General features: G+C 57.3%; 9 protein-coding genes and 4 tRNA genes. 9 read left to right on the forward strand and 4 right to left on the reverse strand.

Translation table 11 applies throughout. The features are described from left to right. The first annotated feature begins 90 nt into the window (after window positions 1–90). The 5 genes from RVM24_RS02855 to RVM24_RS02875 all read left to right on the forward strand — a co-directional run bounded on the left by RVM24_RS02855 (window position 91) and on the right by RVM24_RS02875 (window position 1,737). Window positions 91–951 (forward strand): DUF2846 domain-containing protein, encoded by an 861-nt coding sequence (locus tag RVM24_RS02855; protein ID WP_061331733.1) that lies wholly within the window; start codon window positions 91–93, stop codon window positions 949–951. 49 nt (window positions 952–1,000) lie between these two features. Continuing rightward, window positions 1,001–1,258: a hypothetical protein gene (locus RVM24_RS02860; protein ID WP_061331734.1), complete on the forward strand. Its 258-nt coding sequence runs from the start codon at window positions 1,001–1,003 to the stop codon at window positions 1,256–1,258. A 190-nt stretch (window positions 1,259–1,448) separates the two neighbouring features. Continuing rightward, window positions 1,449–1,524 (forward strand) — tRNA-Val (locus RVM24_RS02865). Between the two features lie 50 nt (window positions 1,525–1,574). Continuing rightward, window positions 1,575–1,651: transfer RNA gene (locus tag RVM24_RS02870), tRNA-Asp, on the forward strand. Between the two features lie 10 nt (window positions 1,652–1,661). Further along, window positions 1,662–1,737 (forward strand) — tRNA-Val (locus RVM24_RS02875). Window positions 1,738–1,873: 136 nt separating this feature from the next. Here RVM24_RS02875 and RVM24_RS02880 read toward each other — a convergent pair. Then, complete coding sequence (locus tag RVM24_RS02880; RefSeq protein ID WP_061331735.1) at window positions 1,874–3,280, reverse strand: 3-oxoacyl-ACP reductase; 1,407 nt, start codon at window positions 3,278–3,280, stop codon at window positions 1,874–1,876. A 252-nt stretch (window positions 3,281–3,532) separates the two neighbouring features. Here RVM24_RS02880 and RVM24_RS02885 point away from each other — a divergent pair, with 252 nt between their 5' ends. From RVM24_RS02885 to RVM24_RS02900, 4 genes are all read left to right on the forward strand, one after another. Then, entirely contained in the window at window positions 3,533–4,807 is a 1,275-nt protein-coding gene (locus RVM24_RS02885; protein WP_061331776.1) for an acetyl-CoA C-acetyltransferase, read from the forward strand. Window positions 4,808–4,904: 97 nt separating this feature from the next. Then, window positions 4,905–4,981, forward strand: a tRNA-Met gene (locus RVM24_RS02890). 139 nt (window positions 4,982–5,120) lie between these two features. Further along, entirely contained in the window at window positions 5,121–6,341 is a 1,221-nt protein-coding gene (gene sstT / locus RVM24_RS02895; protein WP_286922443.1) for a serine/threonine transporter SstT, read from the forward strand. Continuing rightward, on the forward strand, window positions 6,341–6,847 hold the full coding sequence (locus RVM24_RS02900; protein ID WP_286922442.1) for a shikimate kinase: 507 nt from the start codon (window positions 6,341–6,343) through the stop codon (window positions 6,845–6,847). The genes sstT and RVM24_RS02900 overlap by 1 nt, the downstream gene beginning before the upstream one ends. Before the next feature lie 23 nt (window positions 6,848–6,870). Here RVM24_RS02900 and RVM24_RS02905 read toward each other — a convergent pair whose 3' ends face one another. The 3 genes from RVM24_RS02905 to RVM24_RS02915 are packed head-to-tail and all read right to left on the reverse strand — an operon-like array spanning window position 6,871 to window position 10,462. Further along, window positions 6,871–7,878 carry a hypothetical protein gene (locus tag RVM24_RS02905; protein WP_286254677.1) on the reverse strand — a complete coding sequence of 336 codons (1,008 nt, stop codon included), beginning with the start codon at window positions 7,876–7,878 and terminating at the stop codon, window positions 6,871–6,873. A 53-nt stretch (window positions 7,879–7,931) separates the two neighbouring features. Then, window positions 7,932–9,140, reverse strand: coding sequence for an acyl-CoA dehydrogenase family protein (locus tag RVM24_RS02910; RefSeq protein ID WP_061331794.1), 1,209 nt, complete (start codon window positions 9,138–9,140; stop codon window positions 7,932–7,934). A 17-nt stretch (window positions 9,141–9,157) separates the two neighbouring features. Beyond that, complete coding sequence (locus RVM24_RS02915) at window positions 9,158–10,462, reverse strand: acyl-CoA dehydrogenase family protein (RefSeq protein ID WP_061331795.1); 1,305 nt, start codon at window positions 10,460–10,462, stop codon at window positions 9,158–9,160. Between the last annotated feature and the right edge of the window lie 217 nt (window positions 10,463–10,679).

A 10,679-nucleotide genomic window follows, 5' to 3' on the forward strand; every position in this document is an offset into this window, starting at 1 on the left:
TTTGTATTCATCCCTTGCGGTAGCTCTCATTTCTATTGAGTGGCAGTTGTTATCATCGGCTAACTCGATAGGGATGAAGAGTGCATAACAATGAAAAAACGAGTGCCTTACCTTCGGAACGCTATCGCCCTGTTGTGTGTGGTGGCGCTCTCCGGCTGTACCATCTATCAATCTATTGGCAAGAGTGTGGGGGCTTTCCTGCATCCTGTGTCGGGGCATGACTTTGTCCATATCGACACCGATGCCTGGGATCAGCGCAATGCTGTTCTTTACTTCTACCGCACTCACTCCCAATGGGCTGCGGATGAGATCGAGTCGCCCAGCGTCTACATCGACGACAAGCACTACTTCAACATCCGCAACAACAGCTACACCTGGCTTGAGGTGAAACCCGGTGAGCGCCACATCGCTATGCGCAGGCCGCTGTTGGGACTGGAGGGGCTGAATTCGTTCAGCTTGAGCCTGATTGCCGATGCCACGCTGCGGGTTGAGCCCGGCAAGATCTATTACCTGCGTTACAACGAGCTGACCGAGCCGGAGCGGCGCCATCCGGATCTGGACCCGGATCATCCCCTGGCCAGTGGCGATCTGCAGCTGGTGACCCGTGACTACGCCATGCAGTCCGGTCAGATTGTTTCCACCCTGTTCCTCAACAGCGACCTGCTGGCGCCGAATCATGCTGGTGCTTCCATTGTTGAGGTCAATGAAGACATGGATTACAAGAAGCGAAAGGCGGCGTTGGAGGAAGAGCGGGAGCTTGAGGTTGAGCAACTGAAACAGCAGGGTAAGTATGAGTCTGCCTCCTGGTACTGGCCGTTCGGTGGTGGCCCCACAGAGCCCCTGGAGGCGGATCAGAAGCTGGAGGCGTTGGAGCGGGATTACGCAAAGCTGGAATTGGAGCGTAAGCGGCGCCGTGAAGAGGAATCCGGCGGCGGCTGGTGGATTTTCTGAGCGAGGGTTGTCTACACTGGAGTTGGTTGACTGCGGTGAGATAAAAACAATGTCGCTCAAAGATAATCTGGTAGTTCGATTCGAGAAAGTGGCGGGGCGCCTGGTGCCCTATCTGGAAGAGTCCTGGCGGGATGTCAGGGTCAAGCTGGATGATCTCAACCGTTCGCTGGCCAGTCAGGCGATACCGAATGAACGGAGAGACAAAGTCAGTGAGTTGGCGTTGCGTCAGAAGGGCGAGCAGGCGGGCCAGAAAACCGGGGAGGTGCGCGACTTTCCTGGCGGGCGCAAACGGCACACAAGCCCCTGATTTTGATTAATAAATGCTCAGGTAATGCCGGGTCAGAAAAAATTCATGAATTTTCCGGAAAACATTTGACACGGTGAGTGAAATGCTTAAAATGCGCGTCTCACTTGGTTGATGCAGCAATGCTGAATCAACAAGCGCCAAGCGCGACAAGTGACCGCTTTGAGCCTGAAGAACAGTAAGGCCACGAAGTGGGTGGTTAGCTCAGCTGGGAGAGCATCGCCCTTACAAGGCGAGGGTCGCAGGTTCGATCCCTGCACCACCCACCATTTTCAAGCGGTTTCAGGTTTTGCGTTTATTTGCAGCGTTGAACCGATGCGGAGCGGTAGTTCAGTTGGTTAGAATACCGGCCTGTCACGCCGGGGGTCGCGGGTTCGAGTCCCGTCCGCTCCGCCAACTTTTTCCCGGGTGGTTAGCTCAGCTGGGAGAGCATCGCCCTTACAAGGCGAGGGTCGCAGGTTCGATCCCTGCACCACCCACCAGATGTGAAGAAAAGCAGATCCAAACGGATCTGCTTTTTTTTCGCCTGAAGGAAAGTCTGACCGCTTCCCCGATACAAAAAACCGGGAGCTCGATGCCCCCGGTTTTTCGTCGTTCAGGTTGGTGCAAGGTCCGGCATCATTTGCCGATCAGCGACTGCCCGCACACCCGCACAACGTTGCCGTTAACGCCGGCAGAAGCCGGGTTGCAGTACCAGGCAATGGCTTCTGCCACGTCTACCGGTTGTCCGCCCTGAGACAGGCTGTTCATTCGCCGGCCCGCCTCGCGGATGGTGAATGGCATGGCGGCGGTCATCTGGGTTTCGATGAAACCGGGGGCAATGGCGTTGATGGTTATGCCGTTTTTCAGGTGCTTTGCCATAGATTCCACATAACCGATCACACCGCTCTTGGCGCAGGAATAGTTGGTCTGGCCGAAGTTGCCGGCAATGCCGCTGATGGAGGAAATGCAAACAATACGGCCGTTGTCGCGCATCAGCTTGCGCTCGGCCAGTTCTTCATCGATCAACTCCTCAGCAGTCAGGTTGACAGCGATCGTCATATCCCAGAAGTGCTCTGGCATGTTTCCGAGGGTTTTGTCGCGGGTAATGCCGGCGTTGTGAACCACAAAATCCACCCCGCCGGTTTCTTTTTCAATGAAATCTGCAATCAGCTTGGGTGCCTTTTCTTCGGTAATGTCGCAGGCCAGCGCCTTGCCTTTGATGGCGTCGGTTACTTTCTGCAGTTCCTCCAATGCCGGGGGGATATCCAGGCCGATAACGGTTGCGCCGTCGCGGGCCAGGGTTTCTGCAATGGCTGCGCCAATGCCCCGGGAGGCGCCAGTGACCAGGGCTACCTTGCCGGCCAGCGGAGCCACCGGGTTGGTGGCTTTGGCTTCCTCTGCTTTGCCAATACGCACCACCTGGCCGGAAACATAAGCCGAGCGTGCAGACAGGAAGAAGCGAACCGTGGAATCCAGCTGGTTCTCGGCGTTCGGAGCCATCCATGCCAGGTTGGCCGTGCAGCCCTTCTTGCCAATTTCCTTGCCAGCGGCGCGTACAAAGCCTTCAAGGGCTTGCTGGGCGGCGGCCTGGGGTGCCTTCCGGCAGGTGTGAGGGTCCAGGCCTATCACCAGCACCCGGCCATTGGAGGCCAGTTTGCGGATGGTCGGATGGAAAAAGTCGTACAGAGCACGTAGTTCCTGAGGGTTTTTGAGACCGGTCGCGTCGAATACCAGGGCTGAGAACTTTCCGTTCACTTCGCCGGACACATCCAGCGCCTTGGCTTTGTTGCCCGCCTGAGCGGAGTCCGCCAGGGTTTCGATGCCCGTGGCATGGTGCAGGCCCGCCGGGCTGGCGCCAATGATTGAGCCAAGGGTGGCGATAGCGCGGGCACCGGCGCCTGCGCCAATCAATACGTCGCCTTCAATAAATGGCTGGTCGACCCGCTTCAGGCGGCTGAGGGGCGCCGGGGAGGGCAAGCCCAGCGACTGTGCGGCGGTTTTGCCAACCGGAGTGTTAACCAGTTTCAGGTAGAGGTCAGACATGATGTTCTTCCTTGTGAGTTTGGTTGAGTATGAAATAGCCCAAAGGGTAAAGCTTCTGCCAGTTATTGGATTGACTCAACTCAGTCATGGCGTTGTCAGAGTTGCCAATGAGCAACGGGCGCCAGGCGCTAGACTCTGGGCTAACCTGAATCAAACCACTTATGATCACCACTGAAGGGACAGTTTGCTATGGCACAGGCACCAAAAACCACTCGTACTGGCACGAAATCCGGTTCTCGGGCTACCAAAAAGGTGCCCGGCATTCGCCGCGTCGCTGTTATTGGCGGTAATCGTACGCCGTTTGCCCGCTCCAACACCGCCTACAGCAAAATCAGTAATCAGGAGCTGCTGACATCCACGCTTCGGGGCCTGGTGGATCGCTACAACCTCCAGGGCATGAGGCTGGGCGAGGTGGTCGCTGGTGCGGTGATTAAACATTCCCGGGACTTCAACCTTACCCGTGAGTCGGTGTTGAGCTCGGGCCTGGCACCGGAAACGCCGGCCTATGATATCCAGCAGGCCTGTGGTACCGGGCTTGAGGCAGCCATTCTGGTGGCGAACAAAATTGCTCTTGGGCAAATTGAATGCGGCATCGCCGGCGGTACCGATACCACGTCGGATGCGCCCATCGGTGTGGGTGAGGGCTTGCGGGAGATTCTTCTGGACCTGAACCGAGCCAAAACCGCCAAGGAGCGCCTGAAGATTCTTGGCCGTTTCCGCCCTGGCCACCTGATGCCGGAGATTCCGGAGAATGGCGAGCCGCGTACCGGACTGTCCATGGGGGATCACTGTCAGGTCACGGCGAAGGAGTGGAATATTGCCCGTGAGGACCAGGATCACCTGGCCTGGGAAAGCCACCAGAAGCTGGCCAAGGCCTATGACGAGGGCTTCTTCGAGGATCTTCTGACACCGATGGCGGGTCTGGATAAAGACAACATCCTGCGCCCGGATACCACCCTTGAAAAATTGGCTACATTGAAGCCCTGTTTTGATCGTGAAAACGGCACCATGACTGCTGCCAACAGCACCGCCCTGACGGATGGCGCCTCCTGCGTGTTGCTGGCAAGTGAAGAGTGGGCAAAAGCCAATAATATGGAAGTGAAGGCCTGGCTGACGTTCTCTGAAGTGGCAGCGGTGGACTTCGTGGACAAGAAAGAGGGCCTGCTGATGGCGCCGGCCTATGCCGTGCCGCGCATGCTGGAGAAGGCAGGCCTGACCCTGCAGGATTTCGACTTCTACGAAATTCACGAAGCCTTCGCCGCCCAGGTATTGTCTACCCTGAAGGCGTGGGAAGATCCGGTCTTCTGCAAGGAGCGCCTGGGCCTGGACACGCCGCTGGGCAGTATTGACCGGGCAAAGATGAACGTGAAAGGCTCCAGTCTGGCAACCGGGCACCCGTTTGCCGCCACTGGTGGTCGTATCGTCGCAACCCTGGCCAAATTGCTGGAAGAAAAGGGCAGTGGTCGAGGCCTGATTTCCATCTGCGCGGCGGGTGGTCAGGGCGTGACGGCGATTCTGGAACGCTAAGTTACGGGAAAACCGTAATTTCCTTTGACAGGGGCAACTTCACGCCGTATTATTCGCGCCACGTTGATCGGGGTGACCCGGTAAACAGCCAGTTTGATGCGGGGTGGAGCAGTCTGGTAGCTCGTCGGGCTCATAACCCGAAGGTCGTTGGTTCGAATCCAGCCCCCGCTACCAATAAAAAAGGCAGATCAGTACTAACTGATCTGCCTTTTTGCTTTTTGTATCCAAAAAATACGATTTACCGATCTGAAGGTCGCCGATGGGTGTGCCCGCCTGGTGGACGGCCCCTTAGTCAACAAACAGGAGCTTTTACATGTCCAGCCGGCTGCCCGCTTTCCTCCGCCCGTTACTGCAAATGGGCTTGATCCCCCAAATTACCATCGGCATTTTTGCCGGCATACTGTTGGCCATTGTTGCGCCAGAGGCGGCGCGGTCAGTATCGCTGCTTGGGCAATTATTCATTTCGGCTCTGACAGCCGTGGCGCCGATTCTGGTATTTGTACTGGTGGCGTCGGCTATTGCTGCCCATCAGAAGGGGCAACCTACCCACATTCGCGGGGTGTTGTTGCTGTATGTGGTTGGCACCCTGCTGGCCGCTGTGGTGGCCGTTTTTGCCAGCTTTGTGTTCCCCTCTGAGCTTACTCTGGATATGCCGGAAGTGGCCGGCAATCCGCCGGGCAGCATTGTTGAGATTCTGCAGAACCTGGTTTTGAGTGTGGTTACCAATCCGGTCACGGCACTGATGGATGCGAACTTCATTGCCATTCTGGCCTGGGCTATCGGCCTTGGGTTGATGTTGCGACAGTCCGGCGATGCTACCCGGTCGGTTCTGAACGATTTGTCTGACGCTGTTTCCGGTATCGTGAAGGTGGTCATCCGGCTGGCACCTTTGGGCATTTTTGGCCTTGTCGCCAATACCCTGGCGGAGTCTGGTGTGGCGGCCCTGCTCGAGTATGGTCATTTGCTGGCCGTGATTGTGGGCTGCATGCTGTTTGTGGCGCTGGTGACCAATCCATTGATCGTCTTTGCTTACACACGCAGGAACCCGTACCCCCTGGTGTTTACCTGCCTGCGGGGGAGCGCGATTACCGCCTTTTTTACCCGCAGTTCGGCCGCCAATATTCCGGTCAATCTCAACCTGTGTGAGCGCCTGAAACTCGACCCGGACACCTACGCGATTTCTATCCCGCTGGGGGCAACCATCAATATGGCCGGAGCAGCCATTACCATCTCGGTGATTACCCTGGCCACAGCCCATACGCTCGGCATTCCGGTTGACTTGCCAACGGCGCTGCTGCTTTGCGTGGTATCCGCGGTTGCAGCCTGCGGCGTGTCCGGAGTGGCAGGTGGTTCCTTGTTGCTGATTCCTCTGGCTACCAGTCTGTTCGGCATCTCCGCCGAGGTTGCCATGCAGGCGGTGGCCATCGGGTTTGTAATCAGCGTGGTGCAGGATTCCACTGAAACGGCCCTGAATTCCTCCACCGATGTCCTGTTTACCGCAGCCGCCTGCCATGCAGCGGAGGATCGGGTGTGATGGTGGATCCTACTGGCCGCAATCTGATTTTCATCGGCATGCCCGGCAGTGGCAAAAGCACCATTGGTGTGCTGGTGGCCAAGCGCCTTGGCATGGGGTTCATCGACACCGACCTGCTGATTCAGGAGCAGGCTGGCCGTACCCTGCAGGAGATTGTTGATCAGGACGGCTATGTGGCCTTGCGTCAGATCGAGGAGCAGGTGCTGCTGGCGCTGTACGTTCACAATCAGGTGATCAGTACCGGCGGCAGTGCAGTGTACAGTGATGCTGCAATGCAGCATTTGAAGCGCAACGGTACTGTGGTGTTCCTGGACATTTCACTGGAGACGGTGATTCACCGTATTGGCGATTACAGCCTTCGGGGGATTTCACGGCGGCCGGACCAGTCTCTGGCCGAGTTGTTCGAGGAGCGTTTCGCGCTTTATACCCGCTATGCAGACCTGACCATAAAAGGGGAGGGCTTCAATCAGGACCAGTTGTGTGAGGCTATTATCCGCAAGCTCTGAAGGTATTTGTCCGGGGGGACAGATTACGGCAGGTTTGCCCGCCAGTGTTTCACTCGTACCTGGTCCTTGATGGCGTCAATGACTTCCAGAATCAGGTTGATCAACGCCTCTTGTTCCTGGTCTGCTCCTTTCTCTTCTCCCGGCTCCGGCAGCATCACGTTCACAATATCTTCGATAAAAGCGTGATTGCTGGAAGACGCCAGATCTTCCAGGATCTGGTGGATCACGTTTGCAACAATATCGCCAACGGCATTTTCCAGCGTGTCCTGTATGGTTGGGCCAACCACCGGCAGGTATTTCAGTCTCGACAGTTCAAGATTCTGCTTCAGGGCGTTGTCTACACGGTCTTCCAGATAGACTCGCAGGGCACCTCTATTGGGAATATAGCCGTGCTGCGCAGCCAGGGCGACGCGTTCCGATAACCAATCCGACAACATGGACCGTCTCGGGAACAGAATGTCAGTCTGGATACGTTCGAACAGGGGCGAACCACGCTTTACCTCATCCTGAACGCCGCTCAGAACCTTCAGAACAATCCGGTCTGATAACTCTTCCATGAAGGCTTCGTAGTAGAACGACACAAACTGGTACAAGCGAGTGCTGGTGAAGTCAATGATCTTGTATTGGTGCAGGCGGTAGATGATCGAAATGATCCGCAGCGCCCGCAGGAAGCGGAAGCCGCCAACGGGGATGCAGCCCACCAGATCGTACCAGTGTATGAACGGGTAGAAATACCAGCGGTCGTAGACCTTGGCTTTGACGGAGTAGCCCCAGCGGACAAAAAACTCGGTCAGGAAGATGGAGACGAAGATCAGATCATAGAAAATAAAGCGTTCATGGATCGGCTGGTAGATCGCATTGACGGCGGGGAGGTTTTCTTCCAGCAGGTTCTGAACCGCAACGAAACTGTATATCGAGTCCCAGATGATAAAGGCCAGGTTGATGATCAGCAGGCCCAGCATCAGGAAATCGATAAGGAACCAGATCAACTGATGGCTGGACCGAAGGTTTTCGCGGTTAATCCTGAGCATCCGGGCTACCTGTCATTGGTCAGGGGCATAATATAAGTCCCTGACAGGTTAGCTTATTTCAGCTCGGAGGACGACTTTCCGAGTAATCGTCGGGCGATGATCAGAAGCTGGATCTGCTGGGTGCCTTCGAAAATATCGAGTATTTTGGAGTCCCTGGCCCATTTCTCGAGCAGTTCCGTTTCCTGGTACCCCAGTGATGCACACAGCTCTACGCAGCGGAGCGTGATCTGGTTACCCACCCGGCCGGCCTTGGCTTTGGCCATGGACGCTTCTTTGGAGTTGGGTTGGCCGTTGTCGGCCATCCAGGCGGCTCTGAGCGTCAGTAGCCTGGCGGCCTCCAGTTCCGCTTCCAGCAAATGCAGTTCCCGGACAGCGGCGGTGGTTGTCCAGCTTTGTTGCTGGTAGGCCAGGTCCAATCCTGCTGTCTTCAGAATTTCCTGAGTGCGCTCCAGGGCGGCCCGAGCCACTCCGATGGCCATTCCAGCGACCACCGGTCGGGTGTTGTCAAAGGTTTGCATGGCGCCGGCAAAGCCTTTGTCCACGCTGATCTCGGGATCACCCAGCAGGTTTTCTTTGGGAACCCGGCAATTGTGAAAACGGATAGCGGCCGTGTCTGAGGCGCGGATTCCCAGTTTCTTCTCCAGTCGCTCCACGGTCATTCCTGGTGTCCCTTTCTCCACCACGAACGACTTGATCGCGGCCCGGCCCTGGGATTTGTCGAGTGTGGCCCAGACCACAACGGCATTGGCCCTTTCACCGGCGGTCACATAGATCTTCTCACCGTTGATAATATAGTGGTCGCCGTCTTTGGTGGCCGTCGTCCGAATGGCGGCGGAATCCGAACCGACACCGGGTTCGGTGATCGCCATAGCTGCCCAGGTCTTGCCAAACCGTTGAAGCTGTTGCTCGTTGGCAACGGCGGCAATGGCGGAGTTACCCAAACCCTGGCGAGGGATGGACAGAGCCAGGCCAACGTCGCCCCAGCAGAGTTCCGTGAGACCCAGAACGGTTTTCATGTTGGTGCCATTCTGGTTGCCGGTGCCGGTGTCTCCGGCGGACCGGGCCAGGCGGCCAGCCCCGGCACCACCATCGGCCGCGCCATCGTTCATGCCGTCCATGATGGAGGCGAACATATCCAGTTCCTTGGGATAGGCGTGCTCGGCGCGGTCATAATGTCGGGAAATCGGTCGGAAAACTTCCCGGGCCACCTGTTGGGCCTGATGAACAATCGGTGCAAACTTTCCAGGAATGTCGAGATTCATAGCGAATGTCCTTGGTGTCAGGCGTGAACGCCGCCATGGTGAGTGGCGGTGGAGCGAAGATCCCGATACCAGCGCTCTACCGGGTGTTCTTTAACAAAGCCGTGGCCACCGAGCAGTTGGACACCGTTGGTTCCAATCTCCATGCTTTTCTCATTGCACAGCAAGCGGGCCAGGCAACTTTCCCGGTGGAAGCTTCGGCCGGTTTCGGCCCTACTGGCGGCGCGCCAGGTGAGCATGCGCATACTGTCGGTCTCAATGGCCATATTGCTGATCATGAACGCCACCGATTGCCGGTGGCTGATAGGCTCGCCAAAGGCCTGACGGTCGTTACAGTAGGGAATGACATAATCCAGCACGGCCTGCGCTGTACCGATGGCCAGGCCGCAGCGCATCAGGGCGGCTCTGTCGATGAAAGCCTGAAAACAGAAATCGTCATCGCCGAGCAGTGCGTCGGCCGGTACGTCCAGGTTGTCGAACCGGACTGAGGTGGCCTCCGCCGCGCGCAACCCCATCCCCGGGGTATCCGCTATTGCCAGGTTTAGGCCAGTGGTTTCAATAATAAAGACCCGGGGTGTGCCATTGAGGGCAGCCGAGACCAGCAACAACTCGCACTCGGCGCCTGCAATCACAAATGATTTTTCGCCGTTAATCCGGTAGCCCTGGTCGGTCTCGGTAGCCGTGGTGGATGGTTGCATTGGGTCAAACAGCGGCGTTGGTTCGTCAATGGCGAGACTGGCCACCGGAGGCGTATCCTCGCAGAAGGCCGGCAGATAGCGGGACTGTTGCTCTCCATTGCCCCAGCAACTGATTGCCTGGGCGACACTGAAGGGTGCCAGTAGCCGAATTGCCAGAGCCATATCGCCCCAGGCCAGTTGCTCAGCAATCAGCACGCTGGTCACCGGTGACTGCTGTTCGGCCACCCCACCGAATTCGCTGGGTACCGCGTACATGGGCAAGCCAAGGGCAGCGGCCTCGTGTTTAACGGCTTCAGGCAATCGGCCCTGTTCGTCGGCCTCCTGGGCTGCGGGCCTGAGGACATCCCGGGCCAGGCGTTTCAGGCTGTCGACAATCATTTGCTGGTCGTCGTCGAGGCTAAGGTCAAACAGGTCGCCTGGGGCCCCGGGTGGCAGTCGCTTCCGGGGTAGCCAGTTGCGAACCCGTTTGAACTCACGGCCCGCCAGGGCAATGGTCCGGAAGCCGGTCCGAGTGCCTTGGTATGCCGTACGTTCAAGGGGAGATCTCAAGCCCAGTCGATCGAGCAAAGGGTTGCCGGATATCCGGTTCATGATCGAGAGTGCAAGTCCGATTGGATCCCTGGTCACGCTGAACTCCTGAGGTTGTCTGATTGATCGCACCACGTGGAACCGAGCATGGCTCCGTAGGTCACAATGGCCATTGGCAGGTGTAGCATTCCCTGATGGCATTGTGGTCAATTGTGATTTTGGCGCGCCAGGCGTAGAAGCGCGCATCCGCTATCGGTAAACTCACCCCCTGACTCAGGGATTCGTCAATCATCCAGGTGGGAAACCCAAACACCGC

The organism is Marinobacter sp. KM021, assembly GCF_050707965.1.
GTDB classification, from domain to species: domain Bacteria; phylum Pseudomonadota; class Gammaproteobacteria; order Pseudomonadales; family Oleiphilaceae; genus Marinobacter; species Marinobacter shengliensis.

What these genes read in the sequence shown, in the direction of transcription:
- RVM24_RS02855 (WP_061331733.1), top strand. Translation starts at nt 91, where the DNA reads ATGAAAAAACGAGTGCCTTACCTTCGGAACGCTATCGCCCTGTTGTGT.
- RVM24_RS02860 (WP_061331734.1), top strand. Translation starts at nt 1,001, where the DNA reads ATGTCGCTCAAAGATAATCTGGTAGTTCGATTCGAGAAAGTGGCGGGG.
- RVM24_RS02880 (WP_061331735.1), bottom strand. Translation starts at nt 3,280, where the DNA reads ATGTCTGACCTCTACCTGAAACTGGTTAACACTCCGGTTGGCAAAACC.
- sstT (WP_286922443.1), top strand. Translation starts at nt 5,121, where the DNA reads ATGTCCAGCCGGCTGCCCGCTTTCCTCCGCCCGTTACTGCAAATGGGC.
- RVM24_RS02900 (WP_286922442.1), top strand. Translation starts at nt 6,341, where the DNA reads ATGGTGGATCCTACTGGCCGCAATCTGATTTTCATCGGCATGCCCGGC.
- RVM24_RS02905 (WP_286254677.1), bottom strand. Translation starts at nt 7,878, where the DNA reads ATGCTCAGGATTAACCGCGAAAACCTTCGGTCCAGCCATCAGTTGATC.
- RVM24_RS02910 (WP_061331794.1), bottom strand. Translation starts at nt 9,140, where the DNA reads ATGAATCTCGACATTCCTGGAAAGTTTGCACCGATTGTTCATCAGGCC.